Origin of the sequence: Blastococcus sp. TF02A-35 (assembly GCF_004571075.1) — a bacterium.
GTDB lineage: Bacteria > Actinomycetota > Actinomycetes > Mycobacteriales > Geodermatophilaceae > Blastococcus.
In genome coordinates this window covers 1-16881 of the sequence record NZ_SPQP01000058.1, presented here as the reverse complement: position 1 = coordinate 16881, position 16881 = coordinate 1, and the positions used below count along the sequence as shown (strand labels likewise).

At 76.0% G+C, this 16881-nt stretch carries 20 protein-coding genes; 3 read left to right on the top strand and 17 right to left on the bottom strand.

What is annotated here, in order from left to right:
• Nucleotides 1-150 precede the first annotated feature (150 nt).
• The 5 genes from E4P43_RS18545 to E4P43_RS18525 form a co-directional block, all read right to left on the bottom strand.
• Nucleotides 151-1548: a hypothetical protein gene (locus E4P43_RS18545; protein ID WP_135146995.1), complete on the bottom strand. Its 1398-nt coding sequence runs from the start codon at nt 1546-1548 to the stop codon at nt 151-153.
• The gene (locus tag E4P43_RS18540) at nt 1545-1841 is read right to left on the bottom strand and encodes a hypothetical protein (protein WP_135146994.1); all 297 of its coding nucleotides are present in this window, start codon (nt 1839-1841) and stop codon (nt 1545-1547) included. Before E4P43_RS18540 ends, E4P43_RS18545 begins: the two co-directional genes overlap by 4 nt.
• A gap of 150 nt (nt 1842-1991) precedes the next feature.
• Nucleotides 1992-2945 (bottom strand): CoA ester lyase, encoded by a 954-nt coding sequence (locus E4P43_RS18535; protein ID WP_135146993.1) that lies wholly within the window; start codon nt 2943-2945, stop codon nt 1992-1994.
• A gap of 123 nt (nt 2946-3068) precedes the next feature.
• Complete coding sequence (locus E4P43_RS18530; protein WP_245159244.1) at nt 3069-4085, bottom strand: DMT family transporter; 1017 nt, start codon at nt 4083-4085, stop codon at nt 3069-3071.
• A complete protein-coding gene (locus tag E4P43_RS18525; RefSeq protein WP_135146992.1) occupies nt 3989-4858 on the bottom strand; it encodes a PhzF family phenazine biosynthesis protein in 870 nt (289 codons plus the stop codon). Before E4P43_RS18525 ends, E4P43_RS18530 begins: the two co-directional genes overlap by 97 nt.
• Before the next feature lie 101 nt (nt 4859-4959).
• Here E4P43_RS18525 and E4P43_RS18520 point away from each other — a divergent pair, with 101 nt between their 5' ends.
• Nucleotides 4960-6198: a CBS domain-containing protein gene (locus E4P43_RS18520; protein ID WP_135146991.1), complete on the top strand. Its 1239-nt coding sequence runs from the start codon at nt 4960-4962 to the stop codon at nt 6196-6198.
• Nucleotides 6191-6739, top strand: coding sequence for a DUF1003 domain-containing protein (locus tag E4P43_RS18515; RefSeq protein WP_135146990.1), 549 nt, complete (start codon nt 6191-6193; stop codon nt 6737-6739). The genes E4P43_RS18520 and E4P43_RS18515 overlap by 8 nt, the downstream gene beginning before the upstream one ends.
• Nucleotides 6740-6745: 6 nt before the next feature.
• Here the strand turns inward: E4P43_RS18515 and E4P43_RS18510 are convergent, their stop codons facing one another.
• The 9 genes from E4P43_RS18510 to E4P43_RS18470 all read right to left on the bottom strand — a co-directional run bounded on the left by E4P43_RS18510 (nt 6746) and on the right by E4P43_RS18470 (nt 13610).
• Nucleotides 6746-7183, bottom strand: coding sequence for a hypothetical protein (locus E4P43_RS18510; protein WP_135146989.1), 438 nt, complete (start codon nt 7181-7183; stop codon nt 6746-6748).
• The gene (locus E4P43_RS18505; protein ID WP_135146988.1) at nt 7144-7371 is read right to left on the bottom strand and encodes a hypothetical protein; all 228 of its coding nucleotides are present in this window, start codon (nt 7369-7371) and stop codon (nt 7144-7146) included. The genes E4P43_RS18510 and E4P43_RS18505 overlap by 40 nt, the downstream gene beginning before the upstream one ends.
• On the bottom strand, nt 7368-8072 hold the full coding sequence (locus E4P43_RS18500; RefSeq protein ID WP_209313965.1) for an ATP-binding cassette domain-containing protein: 705 nt from the start codon (nt 8070-8072) through the stop codon (nt 7368-7370). The genes E4P43_RS18505 and E4P43_RS18500 overlap by 4 nt, the downstream gene beginning before the upstream one ends.
• Nucleotides 8073-8083: 11 nt before the next feature.
• Nucleotides 8084-9034 carry an ABC transporter ATP-binding protein gene (locus E4P43_RS18495; RefSeq protein ID WP_135146986.1) on the bottom strand — a complete coding sequence of 317 codons (951 nt, stop codon included), beginning with the start codon at nt 9032-9034 and terminating at the stop codon, nt 8084-8086.
• Nucleotides 9031-9858, bottom strand: a complete 828-nt coding sequence (locus E4P43_RS18490; protein WP_135146985.1) for an ABC transporter permease — start codon at nt 9856-9858, stop codon at nt 9031-9033. Before E4P43_RS18490 ends, E4P43_RS18495 begins: the two co-directional genes overlap by 4 nt.
• The gene (locus E4P43_RS18485) at nt 9851-10909 is read right to left on the bottom strand and encodes an ABC transporter permease (RefSeq protein WP_209313964.1); all 1059 of its coding nucleotides are present in this window, start codon (nt 10907-10909) and stop codon (nt 9851-9853) included. The genes E4P43_RS18490 and E4P43_RS18485 overlap by 8 nt, the downstream gene beginning before the upstream one ends.
• Nucleotides 10897-12528, bottom strand: coding sequence for an ABC transporter substrate-binding protein (locus E4P43_RS18480; protein ID WP_135146984.1), 1632 nt, complete (start codon nt 12526-12528; stop codon nt 10897-10899). Before E4P43_RS18480 ends, E4P43_RS18485 begins: the two co-directional genes overlap by 13 nt.
• An 84-nt stretch (nt 12529-12612) precedes the next feature.
• On the bottom strand, nt 12613-12924 hold the full coding sequence (locus E4P43_RS18475) for an AzlD domain-containing protein (protein ID WP_135146983.1): 312 nt from the start codon (nt 12922-12924) through the stop codon (nt 12613-12615).
• Nucleotides 12921-13610, bottom strand: a complete 690-nt coding sequence (locus E4P43_RS18470; RefSeq protein WP_245159243.1) for an AzlC family ABC transporter permease — start codon at nt 13608-13610, stop codon at nt 12921-12923. Before E4P43_RS18470 ends, E4P43_RS18475 begins: the two co-directional genes overlap by 4 nt.
• Nucleotides 13611-13773: 163 nt before the next feature.
• Between E4P43_RS18470 and E4P43_RS18465 the strand changes: the two genes are divergently transcribed.
• The gene (locus E4P43_RS18465) at nt 13774-14925 is read left to right on the top strand and encodes an Mrp/NBP35 family ATP-binding protein (protein ID WP_135146982.1); all 1152 of its coding nucleotides are present in this window, start codon (nt 13774-13776) and stop codon (nt 14923-14925) included.
• A 59-nt stretch (nt 14926-14984) separates the two neighbouring features.
• On the opposite strand, the gene E4P43_RS18460 is transcribed toward E4P43_RS18465, so the two are convergent.
• The 3 genes from E4P43_RS18460 to E4P43_RS20965 all read right to left on the bottom strand — a co-directional run bounded on the left by E4P43_RS18460 (nt 14985) and on the right by E4P43_RS20965 (nt 16830).
• On the bottom strand, nt 14985-15371 hold the full coding sequence (locus tag E4P43_RS18460) for a twin-arginine translocase TatA/TatE family subunit (RefSeq protein ID WP_135146981.1): 387 nt from the start codon (nt 15369-15371) through the stop codon (nt 14985-14987).
• Nucleotides 15372-15430: 59 nt separating this feature from the next.
• The gene (locus E4P43_RS20970) at nt 15431-16330 is read right to left on the bottom strand and encodes a trypsin-like peptidase domain-containing protein (protein ID WP_348522238.1); all 900 of its coding nucleotides are present in this window, start codon (nt 16328-16330) and stop codon (nt 15431-15433) included.
• A 152-nt stretch (nt 16331-16482) separates the two neighbouring features.
• Nucleotides 16483-16830, bottom strand: a complete 348-nt coding sequence (locus E4P43_RS20965) for a hypothetical protein (RefSeq protein WP_348522237.1) — start codon at nt 16828-16830, stop codon at nt 16483-16485.
• Nucleotides 16831-16881 lie beyond the last annotated feature (51 nt).

Genomic DNA, 16881 nt, shown 5'->3' with positions numbered 1-16881 from the left:
CCCGCGCCGCCGCGGCCGCCCACCGCGCCACGGCGCGGGCGTGGCCGGCGACCCGCGCGGCCTCGGCGCCGACGTCACCCACGAGCGGGAGGGCGAGCCACCTGCCCGACCCGGCGACCGAGACCCGCAGCCCACCCCGCGCTGCAGCGGTCACTCCCCCGTCACCCGCCAGAGCTGGTTCTGCTGCGCCTGGTGGAAGTCGGCCTTCCACACCAGGCCGTCCGGCCCACCGAGGTCGCCGGCCAGCTGGTCGGCGCCGTCGAGGACGGCGACCGACGTGCTCGCCGACTGCAGGGCGCCGGCCACCCGGGCCCCCTCGGCCAGGCGCAGGGCGTCGTCCGCCAGGGGCGAGCCGACGGCCGTGGCCTCGGCGGCCAGCCGCTGCAGCTCCAGGAGGTCCTGCGCGAGCCCGCGGTCCAGCATGCCGAGCCGCTGGCCCCACGGGACATCGGTGACGGCGCCGGCCTGGACGCGCGCCGTGGCCTCGGCACCCTCGGCCGCCACCCGGGCCGCCGCGGCGTCCAGGTACTGCTCGCCCCACACCCTCAGCGGGTTGCCCGGGTCCTGGATCGCCGAGGCGCTGCCGGCCCGCACGTGGTCGGCCATGCCCTCCTCCACCGCCTGCCGGGAGGCCCGGGCGTTCCGCCCCACCGCCTGCGCCACCGACCCGCGCAGCGCGGGCAGCGCCGCACCCACCCCTCTCGCCAGGGCGCCGCCCAGCCCCGCCGTCGCGATGCCGAGGAGGTCCAGGCCCACGTCGGTCCAGGTGGCGGCGCCCGACTCCGACACGGCCAGCGCCACGTGCAGGCCCAGCAGGGCGACGGAGGCCACCAGGCCCAGAGCGACCAGCCAGGCCGGGGCGGTGGCCACCAGGACCACCACGAGGGTGACCGCGGCGAGCGCCATGGCCACGTAGCCGAGCACCGTCGCGACGGCGTCCAGCAGGTCGGCGGCGCCGCGGACCGCGCCCTTGAGGTCGTCCCACGCGTGGTCGGCACCGTGCTCGGACGCCGCGCGGATCGCCGCCGCCGTCCGGTCCCCCGCCTCCTCGAGCGCAGTGAGCGCCTCCTCCAGCCTCCGGCCGGCCGCCTGCAGGCGCGCCAGCGCGGCAGCGTGGTCGGCCTCCCGCTGGTCCTGGGCGGCGACCTGGGCGGGAGTGGGGTCGCCGACGCCGGCGAGGACGTCGTCCGCGCACCGGCGCCGGTCCTCCTCGGCGGCGACCGCGTCGGCCAGGGCGCCGGCGCTCTCCGCCCGCGCCGCGGTCAGGGGCGCCACCCACCCCCGCACGGCAGCGGCCAGCTCGCGGTAGCGGCGCTCGGCCCCGCCGAGGTCGTCGGCCAGGTCCTCGGCCTTCTCCGCGAAGGTCTCCGCGGCCTGCCCCTGCCAGCCGTCCAGCTCGGACAGCCGGCGCAGCGTGCGGGTGAGGTCGCCGACCTCCTCGGCCGTGGACTCGAAGCCGTCCGCCAGCCGCCGCACCTCGTCCGGGTCGCCGGGGACCGGGTCCACGCAGCGGTCGAGCAGCTCCCACCGGCCGGACCGGGCGCTCACCGTCCCGCCGTCACGTCGCGCACCTCACCGGCGAGCCCCTCGTCCACCCGCTGGAACGTCTCGGCGCCGGCCCTCGCCAGGCCGCCCACGTCCTCCAGCGCCCGGGTGAGGAGCTCCCGACGGTCGGCCCAGCTTTCCGCGAAGTCCTCGAGCGCTGCCGCGACGGTGCGGTGCCCGACCTCGACCGGGTCCCAGCTCGTCGAACGGCTGGTCCCCTCCAGGTCGGCCGCCAGCGCGACCAGCTCGACACCCAGGTTGCTCAGCAGCCCGAGGCTGTACGCCAGATCCGCCATCCCACCGTCCTCCCGTCGTCCTCGACGGGCGGGAACGCTAACGGGAGGACCGCCGGGCTCCAGGCGGTTGTCCACAGGCGGGCGGCACCGCCCGGAGACGACGGACGGCGGCCCCGGATCGCTCCGGGACCGCCGTCGGGTCGTGCTGGGTCAGCTCTCGGGCGGCGTGAAGGACGACGTCCGGGCCAGGCCGGCGGCACGCCCCTTGCCGGCGATGACCAGGGCCATCTTGCGGCTGGCCTCGTCGATCATCTCGTCGCCGAGCATGGCCGAGCCCTTCTTGCCGCCGGCCTCCGACGTCGCCCAGTCGTAGGCGTCGAGGATCAGCTCGGCGTGGTCGTAGTCCTCCTGCGACGGCGCGTAGATCTCGTTGGCGGCGTCGATCTGGCCCGGGTGCAGCACCCACTTGCCGTCGAAGCCCAGCATCGCCGAGCGCTTGGCGACCTCCTCGAAGGCGGGCACGTCGCGCACCTGCAGGAAGGGGCCGTCGATGGCCTGCACGCCACGGGCGCGGGCGGCCATGAGGATCTGCATGAGGATGTAGTGGAACGGGTCGCCCGGGTAGTCCGGGTGCAGCGCGCCGACGACCAGCGACTTCATGTTGATGCTGGCCATGAAGTCGGCGGGGCCGAAGATGATCGTCTCGATGCGGTCGCTGGCGAACGCGATGTCGTTGACGTTGATCAGGCCCTGCGCGGTCTCGATCTGCGCCTCGATGCCGATCCGGCCGACCTCGAGGCCGTTGGCCTTCTCGATCTGGGTCAGCAGCATGTCCAGCGCCTTGACCTGCGCGGCGTCCTGGACCTTCGGCAGCATGATGCAGTCGAGGTTGGCGCCGGCGCCGCCGACCACCTCGAGCACGTCCTGGAACGTCCACTCCGTCGTCCAGTCGTTGACGCGGACGGTGCGGATCTTCTCGCCCCAGCCGCCCTCGTTCAGCGCCGCGACGATGTTCTTGCGGGCGCCGGGCTTGGCCAGCGGCGCGCAGGCGTCCTCCAGGTCGAGGAAGACCTGGTCGGCCGGGAGGCCCTTGGCCTTCTCCAGGAACCGGGGGTTGCTGCCCGGGACGGCGAGGTTGGAACGACGGGATCGGAGCTCGGCCACGGTGCCTCCGCTGCTTCTCGGGAAAGTCGGTTACCGGAGAGTAGCGATGGCCCTCGCCGGTCGCCCCGCGGAGTGATCAACTCCTCAGCAGGGGCCGAAATGGCCATTGTGGCCCCGGCGGGCTCAGGTGCCGGGCTCGACCAAGGTCGTGGGACGGCTGGCCCGCACCACCAGCGCCACCCCCGCGACCACCAGGACGACCCCGGGCAGGGCCAGCAGGGGCGGGACCTGGCCCAGCAGGACGAGCGCGAACAGCAGCGCGCCCGGCACCTCCAGCAGGACGGCGAGGCTCACGACCGTCGGGCCGACCGAGGACAGGACCAGGTTGAGCAGCGTGTGCCCGAACAGCTGGGCCGAGACCGTGATGCCGGCGACCAGCCACCAGTCGCGGGCCTCGAAGCCGGCCAGCGGCACGTCGGCCACCAGGGCGGAGACGGCGACGACCACCGCGCACACCGAGTAGCAGACCACCGCGTACGCCGACGTCGCCAGCCGCTGCCGGGCCCGGGCGCCGGCCAGCACGTAGCCCCCGGCGCAGATCGCCCCCAGCAGCGCCAGGCCGTCACCGAGCAGGGCCTCCGCGCTCACCGTGACGTCCACCCCGACGATCAGGACCACGCCGGCGAAGGCGAGCAGCAGGCCCCACCAGACCGCGGCCGGGAGCTGCACGCCGGAGACGCGGGCGGCCAGCGCGGTCCAGATCGGGGTCGTGGTCACCAGCGCGACGGAGGCCGCGACCGAGGTCATCGACAGGCTCGGCAGCCACGAGGCGAAGTGGGCGGCGAGGAACAGCCCGGCGACGACGGAGCTGGCGAGGTCCCGCGGGCGCAGGCCGGCCAGCGTCGACCGCTCGCGGGTCAGGAGGACCGGCAGCAGGGCGGCGGCGCCCGCGGCGTTGCGCCAGAAGGCCAGCGCCAGCATCGGCGCGGTGACCATCGCGGTCAGCGGCGCGGACAGCGAGACCCCGACGACGGCGAGCGACAGCAGCCCGACGTCCCGGGCGCCGGGGCGGTGCAGCGCCCAGGCCGACGCCGCGGTGGCGTTCAGGAGGGGACCCGGATGCGCCCGGAGGCCACCGGGACGACCGCGCCCCGGACCGTCGCGGAGACCGCCCGCCCACCGGCGGCCGTGACCGTGCACTCGAGCACCGACGGGCGGCCCATCGCCTCGCCCTGCCGGACCGTGTAGCCCGACGTGCCCTCGCCGCCGAGCAGGCCGCTCTCCACGAGCCACACCCCGGTGCCCAGCGCGGCCGAGCCGGTGGCCGGGTCCTCCCAGGCGTCGGCCTGGGCGAAGACGCGCGCGTAGGCGGTGGCGGTCGCGGCGTCCCAGGACAGCACCGAGACGCCCTCCCCCACCCCCAGCACGGCCAGCGCGGCCTTGTCCGGCACCGCGCGGTCGACGGCGTCCGGGGAGACCGAGAGGTAGGAGAACGGCAGGCCGCAGCCGGCGAGCGCGACCGGCACGCCGGTGGTGTCGGCGGCGGTCAGCCCCATGGCACGCGCCAGCTCCTCCGCCGCCGGGCCGTCGGCCAGCGTCGGCCGGCCCCCGGTCAGCGTCGCGCCGTCGCCGTCCACCACCACGTCGAGGACGCCGGCGCCGCACTCCTGCCGCAGCGTGCCGGCGGGCAGCCGGCCGGTGCGCACCAGCGTGTGCGCCGCGCCGACGCTCGGGTGGCCGGCGAACGGCAGCTCGTCCGACGTCGTGAAGATGCGCACCCGGTAGTCGGCGCCCGGCTCGCGCGGCGCGCAGAGGAACGACGTCTCCGAGAGGTGGAACTCGTTCGCCAGGGCCTGGCACTGCTCGGTGCTCAGGTGGTCGGCGTCGAAGACGACGGCCAGCGGGTTGCCGGCGAACGCCCGCGGGGCGAACACGTCCACGATCTCGTAGTCCAGCGTTTCCGGGGCGGCCACGGTGGCGACGGTAACCTCAGCCCTCGGTGACCCGGAGAGGTGGTCGCCGCAGGACACCGCACCCCGGTCGAGGGGCCGACGAGCGCCGGCGAGGAGGGTCCGTGAGCACCGTGACCAGGGCCTACGTGTCCCGCCTGGCGGGGCTCACCGTCTTCGACCCGAACGGCGACCGCGTGGGCAAGGTCCGCGACGTCGTGATCGCGCTGCGCGTGGGCACCGCGGCCCCCCGGGTGCTCGGCGTCGTCGTCGAGGTCGTGGCCCGCCGCCGGATCTTCGTGCCCATGGGCCGGGTGACCGCGATCGACCCGGGCGCGGTGATGCTGGCCTCGGGCACGCTGAACCTGAAGCGCTTCGAGCAGCGGGCCGGGGAGACGCTCGTCCTCGGCGAGCTGCTCGACCGGCAGGTGACGATCAACGAGTCCGGCCGGCCGGCGCACGTCGTCGACGCCGGGATGGAGCAGACCCGGACCGGCGACTGGGTGCTCTCCCGGCTCGCCGTCCAGGAGCCGGGGCGCATCGGCCGCCGCGGTCAGCTGCACCAGGTCGCGTGGGACGAGGTCACCGGGCTGGCCCTCCCGCAGACCGGCCAGGGCGCCGAGACGCTGATCGCCACCTACCGCGAGCTCAACGCCGCCGACATGGCGCACGCCCTCCAGGAGCTGCCGATCAAGCGCCGGCACGAGGTCGCCGAGGCCATGGACGACGAGCGGCTCGCCGACGTCCTGGGCGAGCTGCCCGAGGCCGAGCAGATCACCATCCTGGGCACCCTCGAGGACAGCCGGGCCGCCGACGTCCTCGAGGAGATGGACCCCGACGACGCGGCGGACCTGCTGTCGGAGCTGTCGAACGTCGACCGCAACCGGCTGCTGGAGCTCATGGAGCCCGACGAGGCCGAGCCGGTGCGGCAGCTGCTCAAGTACTCCGAGGACACCGCCGGCGGCATGATGACCAGCGAGCCGGTGATCCTCGCCCCCGACGCGACCATCGCCGAGGCGCTGGCCCGGGTCCGCCAGCCGGAGATCACCCCGTCGCTGGCCAGCCAGGTCTACGTCTGCCGCCCGCCGTCGGCCACCCCCACCGGCCGCTACCTCGGGCTCGCCCACATCCAGCGGCTGCTGCGCGAGCCGCCGTCGACGCTGGTCAGCGGTGTGCTGGACGACCTCGAGCCGCTGCGGCCGGAGACCCCGCTGGCCGAGGTCACGCACTACTTCGCGACCTACAACCTGGTCGCCGCGCCCGTCGTCGACGACAAGGGCCGGCTCGTCGGCGCCGTGAGCGTGGACGACGTCCTGGACCACCTGCTCCCCGACGACTGGCGGGAGCGGTCGCGTCGTGGCTGACACCCCCCAGCGCCTCGACGTCCCCCGCGGCAGCACCCGCAGGCTCGGTGGCTTCCTCCGGCTCAACCCGGACGCCGTGGGCCAGTTCGCCGAGGGCATCGCGCGGTTCCTCGGCACCGGCCGGTTCCTCGCCGTCCAGACGATCATCGTGGTCGTCTGGATCTGCCTGAACGTCTTCGCCGTCCAGCTCCGGTGGGACCCCTACCCGTTCATCCTGCTCAACCTGGCGTTCTCCACCCAGGCCGCCTACGCCGCACCGCTGATCCTCCTGGCGCAGAACCGTCAGGCCGACCGGGACCGCGTGCAGGCCGAGGAGGACCGGAACCGGGCCGCGCAGACCCGAGCCGACACCGAGTACGTGACCCGCGAGCTCGCCGCCCTGCGCGTGGCGATCGGCGAGCTGGCCACCCGTGACTTCATCCGCGGCGAGCTCAACCGGATGTCCAGCGACGAGGGCGAGGACGGCGACAAGCGCGACAAGAAGCGCAAGAAGCGGGAGCGCGAGGACGCCGAGCTGCGCAGCGCGGCGCCGTCGGCCTAGCCGCGGTCAGCCGATCAGCCCGCCGAAGGTGTCGAAGAGCCGCAGCGCCACCCAGGTCATGGGGGCCAGGAGGGCCGCCCCCCACAGCCGGGTGGGCAGGTGGCGCGGCAGACCCAGGACGAGCGCCAGGGCGACGACGCCGTCGACGGCGCCCTGCACGGGGTGGAGCGGCGGCGCGCCGTCGGCCGGCGCCCACCACAGCGACAGGAACTGCCCGCCGGCCAGCACGATGCCGGCGCCGAGCGCCATGGCCGCGCCGGGGAGCGGGCCCGCGCGGCGGGTCGCCCACCACACCCCGGCGGCGGTCGCGGCCACCGTCGTCGCCGAGAGCAGCAGCCAGACCGGCAGCAGCCGGTTCCAGCCGAAGCCCAGGGCCCAGGCGGCGTAGGAGTAGTAGGCCAGCGTCATCGCGGCGAAGAAGACCGCACCCCGGAGGGCCGCCACCCCGGGCGACGCGCACAGCGACCGAGCAGCGCGACGGCCAGCACCCACGCCGCCGGGTACGTGCCCAGGTCGGCGGCCCACTGCCACCCGGACTCGTCGGCCGCCTTGGCTGCCACCCCGGCGAGCACACCGGCGAGCGCGGCCGCAGCTGCCCGGACCGTCTCGGGACCCCGGAGCAGCGTCGTCACGACCGCCGATCGTCCCCGGGCACCGGGACCTGCGGCTGCGGGCGCGCCGACCAGGCCCGCACGTCGGCGACCCGGTCCGCCCAGGCCGCCAGCAGGTCGTCGTCGTGGCTGACGGCCAGCACGCCCAGGCGGCCCGCGTGCGCCTCGGCGCGGACCAGCGACACCAGGGCCGCCGCGGTGGAGGCGTCCAGCATCGCGGTCATCTCGTCGCACACCAGGTACCGCGGCCGCTGGGCCAGCGCCCGGGCCAGGCAGGCGCGCTGCAGCTGGCCGTCGCTCACCTCCTGCGGCCGGCGGCGCAGCAGGTCACCGGTGAGCCCCACCCGGTCGGCCAGCTCCGCCACCCGGGCGTCCCGGGCCCCTGCCCGGCGCCGGCCCGCGGTCGCCGTGCCCGGCACGCGCAGCGGCTCGGCAATCACGTCGGCCAGCCGCAGGCGGGGGTCCACCGAGCGCCGGGGCGACTGGAAGACCATGCCGACCGAGCCCCGCAGCGCCGGGGGCACGGCGTACCGCACCCCGGTCACCGGCACGTCGTCGACGGCCACCCGGCCGGCCTGCGGCGCCAGCAGCAGCGCCGCCACCCGGGCCAGCGTCGACTTCCCGCCGCCGCTGGGCCCGGTCAGCCCCACGACCTCGCCGGGAGCCACCCGCAGCCGCACACCGGTGAGCACGGGGACCTCCGCCGTCCAGCCGGCCGTCACGCCGTCGAGGGTCAGCACGGCCCGGCCCCGGCCGGACGGCAGCGGGTGGCGCGGTCCCCCGAGCGGTGGACGACGTCCCCGCCGTCGCACGGCCCGGCGTCGGGACGGCGCCGGTGGTACGCGCAGCCGTCGGGCAGGTCGGTGAGCGACGGCGGGGCACCCGGGACGGGCACCAGCCCGCCGGAGGGCAGCGCGCCCAGCAGGTCGCGGGTGTAGTCGTGCGCCGGGGCGGCCAGCACCTCGCGGGCCGGGCCGGTCTCCAGCAGCCGGCCGGCGTACATGACGGCGAGGTCGTCGGCCGCAGCCGGCGTGCGCAGCAGCGCGCCGAGGTCGTGGGTGATCAGCAGGACCGCGCGCCCGCCGTCGGCCACCTCCCGCAGCAGGCCGAGGGTGCGGTCCACCAGCGGCCGGTCCAACCCGGCGGTGGGCTCGTCGGCGAGCACCACCTCCGGGTCGCCGGCCAGCGCGAGCGCGACGACGACGCGCTGCGCCATCCCGCCGGAGAGCTGGTGCGGGTAGCGGTCCAGGTCGCCAGGCTGCAGCCCCACGCGGTGCGCCAGCTCGTCGGCCCGGCCCCGGGGGTCCGCGCCGGGCACCAGCTCCCGCACGGTCTCCTCGAGCTGCGCGCGTGCGGTGCGCACCGGGGTCAGCGCCGTCGCCGCCGACTGCGGCACCAGCGCGACCCGCCGTCCCCTGACCTCACCGCGGAGCACCCGGCCTGGGGCGGCGAGCAGGTCCAGCTCCCCCAGCAGCGCCCGGCCGGTGACCGTCGCGTTCCCCGGCAGCAGGCGCAGCAGCGCCGACGCCAGCACCGACTTGCCGCACCCGCTCTCCCCGACCAGCGCGAGCACCCGCCCCCTGCGCAGGTCGAAGGAGACGTCGGTGGCCGCGTGCACCCGGCTCCCCCGGCGGGGCAGCTCGAAACGCACCGTCAGGCCCGAGACGGCGAGCGCCGTGCTCACAGCTCCACCACCGCCCGCCGGGGCAGCGCGGCCCGGTCCCGCAGCGCAGAGCCCACCGCCGCGACGGCCAGGGTGGCGAGCACCAGCCCGAGCGCCGGGAAGACCAGCGTCCACCAGCCGCCGAGCAGCAGCGAGCTGCGCGCCTCCTCCAGCAGCGTGCCGAGGCTGGCCCGGTGCGGCGGCAGGCCCAGGCCGAGGAAGCTCAGGGTCGACTCGTGCCACACCGCGTGCGGGAGCAGCAGGGTCGCGGCCACCAGCGCCTGCGGCAGGACGGCCGGCAGCAGGTGGCGGCGGGTGACCCACCACCGGCCGGCGCCGGCCAGGACCGCGGCGTCGACGTGCTCCCGGTCGCGCAGCGACAGCACCTCCGCCCGCACGATCCGCGCGACCTGGGTCCAGTGCGTGAGCGCGATCGAGGCGATGATCGCCACCAGGCTGCCGCGGTACAGCGCGACGAGCACGATGCCCAGCAGCAGGTGCGGGACCGCGTTGACGCCGTCGACCAGCCGCATGACCAGCCGGTCCGCCCAGCCGCCGGCCGCCGCCGACAGGGCGCCGACCAGCGCGCCCAGCACGGTGGAGAGCACGGCGCAGACCACCGCGACCAGCAGCGAGACCCGCAGGCCGGCGGCGGTCCGCACGAACAGGTCGCGCCCGGCGGAGTCGGTGCCGAAGGGGTGCGCGGGCGAGGGGCCCTGCCGGGCGGCGGCGAAGTCGGTGACCCGGTCGTCCACCCCGGCCGCCCAGGGGACGACGACGGCGTAGCCGACGAGCAGCGCGAGCAGCACCACCCCGGCGACCAGCCGCCCGCGGCGCTCAGCCATCCGCGGACACCCGCGGGTCGAGCAGCACGTAGGCGACGTCGGCGAGCAGCGAGCCGAGCAGCACGGCCGCGGTGGTCAGCAGGGTGAGGAACGCCAGCAGCGGGAAGTCCACCTCGACGGCGGAGGTGACGACCGCCTGGGCCAGGCCCGGCCAGCTGAAGACCTCCTCGACCAGCACCGCGCCGACCACAAGCTCGGGCAGCCGCGCGCCGACGAGGGTGACGAACGGCAGCAGCGCCGTGGGCAGGGCGTGCCGGAGCACCACCGTGCGCTCGGAGAGGCCCCGGGCGCGGGCGGCGACGACGTGGTCCTCGGCCAGGGCCCGCAGCAGCGACTCGCGGACGTTGAGCAGCAGCCAGGGCAGCTGCGACACCGCCAGGACGGCCGCCGGGAGCACCAGGTGGCGGGCGACCTGGCCGGCCGAGAGCTCCGCCCCGGCGTCGGTCAGGCCGGCGACCGGCAGCCAGCCCAGCGCCAGGCCGAACACCGAGACCGCGCCGAGCGCGACGACGAACGGCGGCACCGCCTGGACGAGCAGGCACACCGGCGTCACCAGCCGGTCGACCCAGCCGCCGCGCCGGTGGGCCGACCAGGTGCCCAGCAGCAGCGCCAGGACGACGGCGAGGGCCAGCGCGACACCTACGAGCAGCAGGGTCCAGGGCAGCCGCTCGGCCACCACCTGCGCGACCGGCTGCGCGTAGGACCGGGAGGTGCCCAGGTCACCGGTGAGCAGCTCCCCCAGCCACCAGCCGTACTGCACCCACCACGCCCGGTCGGTGCCCAGCTCCCCGGCGATCCGGTCCTGGACCTCCTGGCCGGCGGTGAGGTAGCGGTCGCCGAGGTAGCCGGCCAGCGGGTCGAACGGCGAGGCCGCGGCCGCCGCGAAGACCGCAACCGAGACGCCGAGCAGCACCGGGAGGGCGAGCAGCAGCCGCCGGGCCGCCATCCGCCGGGCCGCCCGCCGGCGGGGGGCGTGCGCGACCGGTCCCGGGCGCGGGCGCGGCGTCCCGGCCGGTGCCGCCACCGGCCGGGTGGCCGTCAGCCCTCCCACCGCCACTCCCGCAGGTTCCACCACGGGCCCCAGCTCACCCCGTGCGAGTGCGGCTCGAGCACCGGCTCCTGCCCGGCCCAGCCGGCGTCCCGCATGACGTAGACGTGCTCGAGGAAGGCCAGCATCACCGCCGGCGGGTCGGCGACGAACCGCTGCTGCACCGTGCGGTAGGCGGCCACCCGCTCCTGCGGGTCAAGGCTCCGGCGGCCGGCGTCCAGGGCTGCGTCCACGGCGGGGTCGACGTGGTCGGAGGGGTTGTCGAACGGTCCGCCGACGCCCTCGCGGGTGTAGACGGAGTGCAGCCCGTTGTAGAGCTGGGTGTCGGGGTCGTAGGGGACGTCCCCGCCGCCGAGCAGACCGGCGTCCACGGGGATCCGGGGGCGGAACTGCGGCCGGTCCACCGCCTCGAGGTCCACCTCGACGCCGACGGCCAGCGCGTCGGAGGCGAACGCCTGGGCGAGGTCGCGGCGCAGCGTCTCCTCGGGGAAGTACATGAGCGTGAACTCCGCCCGCACGCCCTCCCGCACCCGCACGCCGTCGGGGCCGGGCACCCAGCCGTCCTCGTCGAGCAGCCGGCGCGCCCGGTCCGGGTCGTGCGCGAAGACGGCCCCGGGGTCGTGGTGCTCGCCGAACACCTCGGGCACCGGTGTGAAGGCCGGCTCCCCCCGCCCACCGAGGATCGACCGCACCATCGCGTCCCGGTCGACGGCGTGGTTCAGCGCCCTGCGGACGGCGGGGTCACCGGTGACCGGGCTGCCGGCCGGCAGCGAGACCGAGCGGTAGTCGGCGCTCTCGTGGCCGACCACGGTCATCCCCTCGCGGTCGGCGAAGGTCCCGGCGAGCAGCGGCGGCAGCGTCGTCCCGTCGAACTCGCCCGCCGCCATGCGCTGGGCGCGGGTGTTGTCGTCGGGGACGTGCTCGACGACGAGCTCCTCGACCTCCGGGGCGCCGTCCCAGTGGTCGGGGTTGGCGCGGTAGACGCTGCGGTCCCCGCGCCGCTCGGCGAGCACGAACGGGCCGGTGCCGACCGGACGGGTGTTGAGCTCGGACTCCTCCGCGGGGCCCGGCGTGGCCAGCGCCTCGGACGGCGCGATGCCGAGCAGCAGCTTCACCGGGAAGGCGGCGTAGGGGTAGGCGAGCCGGAAGACGACGGTCCGCTCGCCGACCGGCCGGACCGACTCGACCATCGCGAAGTTGCCCGCGATCGGGGACGCCGACGCCGGGTCCAGCACGGCCCGGTAGGTGGCGACGACGTCCTCGGGGCCGAAGCTCGTGCCGTCGGAGAAGGTCACGTCGTCGCGCAGCAGCACCGTCCAGGTACGCGCGTCGGCGTCCGGCTGGGGCACCTCCTCGGCCAGTGCCGGCTCCAGCTCCGGCATGCCGGGGCCGCCGGCCAGGCGGACCAGGCCGTCGTAGACCTTGGAGTAGCCGGTCTCCCCGTGCCCGGCCACCGGGTTGAGCGGCTCGGGCTCGTAGGCGTCGGCCAGCACCAGCCGCCGGGCGTCCTCCCCCGCCTCCTCGCCGCCGCTCCCCGGCGCCGTGCAGGCACCGGCCAGCAGGGCGACGGCGACCAGGGCCGCGGCCCGTCGGGCGGAAGGGGCACGGACGGACCGGGGCACCGGACCTCCTGACGTCGGGCGCCGCCGGGCAGCGCTTGTTGCAAATCGGTTGCAACAAGCTAGCGGGTCGGCGCGCGCGCGTGGTCAGGTGGTGACCAGGTGCACCCCGGCCCCGGCGGCCCCGGCGAGGACCAGCACGACGATGAACGGCGCCCGGAGGGCGAGGGCCAGGGCCGCCACCGCGAGGCCGGCCAGCCGGCCGTCGACCACCAGCTCGTTCCCGCTCGTCAGCCCCTGCACCGCGACCAGCGCGGCGAGCAGCGCGGCCGGCACGAAGTCCACGACGCGGGCCACCCACGGCTGCTCCACCCACGCCGCGGGCACCGACAGCCCCGCCAGCTTGAGCAGGTAGCAGCCGACCGAGCCGACGACGACGGCGGTCCAGACGGCGCTCACGCCGCCACCTGCCGCCGTGGGCGTCCGGCCAGCGCCACGGCCACCGCGGCGGCGATCACCTGCACGCCCGCCGGCACGAACGGGGTCAGCGCCAGGGCCACCACCGCGCCACCGACGGCCACCCGCCGCTGGACGGTGTGCTCGGCGAACCCCCGCCGCAGCCGCGGCCACAGCAGGGCGAGGAAGGCGGCGGGGACCACCGAGTCGAGCGCGGCGGACGCCGTACCGCCCAGCCCGGAGGCGCCGAGCACGCCGACGAGGGTCATCACGTTCCAGCCCAGGTAGATGCTGGCGCCGGTGACCCAGAACGCCAGCCGCCCGGTCTCCCGGTCGGGTGCGGCCACGGCCATCGCCGTCGTCTCGTCGATCACCCAGTGCGCGGCACCGGCCCGCCGCAGCGCGCCGCGCGGCGCGAGCAGCGGCGCCATCCGGACGCCGTAGACGGTGTTCCGGGTGCCGAGGAGCAGGGCACTGCCGACCGCGGCGGCCGGGCTCCCCCCGGCGCCCAGCACGCCGACCATGGCGAACTGGGAGGCGCCGGTGAACATCAGCGCCGAGAGCACCATCGCCTGCCACGCGTCCAGGCCGGCCGCGTCGGCCGAGGCGCCGAACGCCACGCCGTACAGCCCGACGGCGAGCCCGAGACCCATGGAGTCCCGGACGGTGCGGGCGCGGTCGACGGGCACGCCTCCGACCCTATGACCTGCCCGTGCGCGCCAGATCACCCTCCGGCGGACGGCGCGCGTCGCCGCCCGCCGTACAGTGGCAGGCGACCCGATCGCGCAGGTCGCCGCTCCACGCCGCGTGACCGCCGACCGGGGTCCCCCGTCGAAGGAGACAGCCGCAACCATGTCCGACCAGCTGACCGGCGCGCCGGCGCTCGACGCCATCACCGCCGCACTGGCCACCGTCCAGGACCCGGAGATCAACCGCCCGCTCACCGAGCTGGGCATGGTCAAGGACGTCCAGATCGGCCCCGACGGCACCGTCCGCGTCGAGGTCTACCTGACCGTCGCGGGCTGCCCGATGCGCGAGACGATCACCAACCGGGTCACCCAGGCGGTCGGCAACGTCCCCGGCGTCACCGGCGTCCAGGTCGGCCTCGACGTCATGAACGACGAGCAGCGGGCGGAGCTGCGCAAGACCGTGCGCGGCACCGATGCCGCCGACCCGGTCATCCCCTTCGCCCAGCCCGGCTCGCTGACCCGCGTCTACGCCGTCGCCTCCGGCAAGGGCGGCGTGGGCAAGTCCAGCGTCACGGTGAACCTCGCGGCGGCGCTGGCCAAGCGCGGCCTCTCGGTCGGCGTCGTGGACGCCGACATCTACGGCCACTCGGTGCCGCGGATGCTGGGCGTGGACGACAAGCCCACCCAGGTCGACAACATGATCATGCCGCCGCAGTCGATGGGCGTGAAGGTCATCTCGATCGGCATGTTCACCCCGGGCAACACCCCGGTCGTGTGGCGTGGCCCGATGCTGCACCGCGCGCTGCAGCAGTTCCTGGCCGACGTGTGGTGGGGCGACCTCGACGTCCTGCTGCTGGACCTCCCCCCGGGCACCGGCGACGTCGCCATCTCGATCGCGCAGCTGCTGCCGAACGCCGAGATCCTCGTCGTCACCACCCCGCAGCTGGCCGCCGCCGAGGTGGCCGAGCGGGCCGGCGCGATCGCCACGCAGACCCACCAGCAGGTCATCGGCGTCATCGAGAACATGAGCTGGATGGAGCTGCCCGACGGCACGCGCATGGAGGTCTTCGGCTCCGGTGGCGGCCAGACGGTCTCCGACGCGCTGACCCGCACCCTCGGTGCCCGGGTGCCGCTGCTCGGCCAGGTGCCGCTGGACACCCGCCTGCGGGAGGCCGGCGACGCCGGTGCCCCGATCGTGCTGGCCGACCCGGAGACCCCGGCCGCCAAGGCGCTGGAGAAGATCGCCGACGGGCTGGCCAGCCGCCAGCGCGGCCTGCAGGGCATGTCGCTGGGGCTCACTCCCGTCCGCAAGTAGCCCGGACGTCACGAGAGGCCGGTTCCCCGCCGGGGAGCCGGCCTCTCGTGCGTCCGGGGTCAGGTGGCGTCGACGTCGAACGGCGGCGGGGTGCTGCGGTCGCGGGGGCGGGCCGCCTCGCGCGCGGTGACCGTCCCGGCGGCGGCCGCGAGCCCGGCGGTGCCGGTCGCGCTGCCGCGGTGGACGGTGGGGCCGTCGTCGCCCATCAGCTGGTCGCGGATGAACGTGCGGGGGTGGTACTTCCGCAGGTCCAGGTCCCGCAGCTCGGCGAAGTCGTCGCCCATGGAGTCGTGCATCTGCTCGCGGACGCCGGTGATCGCGGCGCGGACCCGCTTGAGCCCTGCGGCGGCGTCCTTGGCCAGGTGCGGCAGCCGGTCGGGACCGAAGATGAACAGCGCGGCGAGCGCCAGGACGACGATCTCGCCCCAGCCGATCGAGTCGAACATGCCGCGCTCCCTCCTCCGTGGACGCCCAGCGTAGAAGCCCCGGGTGAACGCCCAGCGAATCAGGCGGGGTCGAGGGTGGCCCGGACCGTCTGGGACTCGCCCCCACCGCGGACGAACTCGATCGTGACCTCGTCGCCGGGCGCGCGGGCGTCGACGGCGACCACCAGCTCCTCGGAGCTGCCGACCGGCGTGCCGTCGACGGCGATGATGATGTCCTCGTCGCGGATGCCGGCCCGGGCCGCGGCGCTGCCCGGCTCGACGTTCAGCACCAGGGCGCCGTCGCGGGTGCCGTCGGTCACCGACCGCGCGTTGACGCCCAGGGTCGCGTGCTCGGCGGAGCCGGTCGCGATCAGCTGCTCGGTGATCCGCACGACCGTGTCGACCGGGATCGCGAAGCCCAGGCCGATCGAGCCGCCGGCGCCGGTCGAGGCGATCGCGGTGTTGATGCCGATCAGCGCCCCGGAGCCGTCCACCAGCGCACCGCCGGAGTTGCCCGGGTTGATCGGGGCGTCGGTCTGCACGGCGCTGATGACGGCGTTGGTGTCGGTGCCCTCGCCGCTGAGCCGCACCGGCCGGTCGAGCGCGCTGACGATGCCGCTGGTCACCGTGCCGGCCAGCCCGAGAGGCGAGCCGATCGCGACCACCGGGTCGCCGACGACGACGTCGTCGGAGCGGCCCAGCTCGGCGGTGACCAGGCCCGGCTTCTCCACCTTGATGACGGCGATGTCGCTGGCCGGGTCGCGCCCGACGATGCGCGCGGCCGAGCCGCTGCCGTCGGAGAAGACGGCGCGGATCTCGGCACCCTCGACGTCGTCGGCGCCGGAGATGACGTGGTTGTTCGTGACGATGTAGCCGTTGGCGCCGTCGATGACGACCCCGGAGCCGGTGGCCCCGGCCTGGCCGACCCGGACCTCGATCGAGACGACGGCCGGGGTGACCGCCGCGGCGATCTCGGCCACCGACCCCTGCTCGCGCGGGGCGCCCGGGTCGACCTGCGCGAGGGTGGTGCCCGGCGTGTACAGCGGCGTCTCGTCGGCGGTGCGCGTCAGGTACCAGCCGACACCGCCGGCGACGATGCCCACGAGGAGCAGGGCCAGGACGGCGAGGGTGGTCAGCCGGACCGAGACGTCGCGCAGCCGGAGCTTGCGCCGCCCCTTGGCGTCGACGACGACGGGACCGGGCTGCTCGTCCTCGTCGTAGACCGCGGGTGCGCCCAGCCCGGCAGGCGACGCGGGGTCGCGCCAGGGGTCGCTGCGGGCGTCGGCCTTCCACCACGGCCCGCTGGAGGTGCGCCGGCCGCCCGGGCGCCCCGAGGGCGGCTCCTGCAGTCCGCCACGGCCCGGCGCCGGCGGCCCGAAGGCGCGCAGCAGCGCCTCGGGCGGGGGCGGCGCGACGCGGACTCCGACGCCGCCGACTCGAGCATCGCCGCGTAGATGCGCGTGGTGATGTACTTCGGCAGCAGCGCGTCGAGCAGGCCCTCGGCCGAGGGCTCGAACTCGTAGGACGCCTG

What these genes read in the sequence shown, in the direction of transcription:
- E4P43_RS18540 (WP_135146994.1), bottom strand. Translation starts at nt 1,841, where the DNA reads ATGGCGGATCTGGCGTACAGCCTCGGGCTGCTGAGCAACCTGGGTGTC.
- E4P43_RS18490 (WP_135146985.1), bottom strand. Translation starts at nt 9,858, where the DNA reads ATGGCTGAGCGCCGCGGGCGGCTGGTCGCCGGGGTGGTGCTGCTCGCG.
- E4P43_RS18465 (WP_135146982.1), top strand. Translation starts at nt 13,774, where the DNA reads ATGTCCGACCAGCTGACCGGCGCGCCGGCGCTCGACGCCATCACCGCC.
- E4P43_RS18460 (WP_135146981.1), bottom strand. Translation starts at nt 15,371, where the DNA reads ATGTTCGACTCGATCGGCTGGGGCGAGATCGTCGTCCTGGCGCTCGCC.